We start from the raw sequence: 629 nt of genomic DNA, 5'->3' as shown, positions 1-629 counted from the left end.
ATCAATATAATGGAAATTGCTATCAGATAGTGTGTGCCTGATTTATAATCCCTTACTTTCCCTTCCACCTGATATGCAAGGAATGATAATGACCAAACATCTGCCACTCATCGCCCTGACCACCGTCATGCTCGCCGCCTGCGGAGGTTCGGATAAAAATACCTCCGACAAAGCGGGGCAGGCGGGAAACCAAAATGTATTGAGGATTTACAACTGGTCGGAATACGTCGATCCCGAAACCGTCGCCGATTTTGAAAAGAAAAACGGTATCAAGGTAACTTACGACGTGTACGACAGCGATGAGACGCTGGAAAGTAAAGTATTGACCGGAAAATCGGGCTACGACATCGTTGGCCCGTCCAATACCTTTGTCGGCAGGCAGATTAAGGCGGGGGCTTATCAAAAAATCGACAAATCCCTGATTCCCAACTATAAAAACCTCAATCCCGAACTGATGAAACTGATGGAAGGCGTCGATCCGAGCCACGAATACGCCGTTCCGTTTTATTGGGGAACAAATACCTTCGCCATCAATACCGAGCGCGTGAAAAAAGCCTTGGGCACGGACAAACTGCCGGACAACCAATGGGATTTGGTGTTCAACCCCGAATACACATCCAAGCTCAAAC

At 47.7% G+C, this 629-nt stretch carries 1 protein-coding gene; it reads left to right on the top strand.

All coding sequences use genetic code 11. The features are described from left to right. Positions 1-88: 88 nt before the first annotated feature. Positions 89-629, top strand: a 541-nt coding sequence (locus tag ACTHUR_RS15435; protein ID WP_440399515.1) for an extracellular solute-binding protein, incomplete at its 3' end; no start/stop codon positions are given.

The organism is Neisseria sp. P0021.S007 (assembly GCF_051956855.1).
The sequence above is the reverse complement of the archived record's forward strand: the minus strand, read 5'-3'. Positions and strand labels throughout refer to the sequence as shown.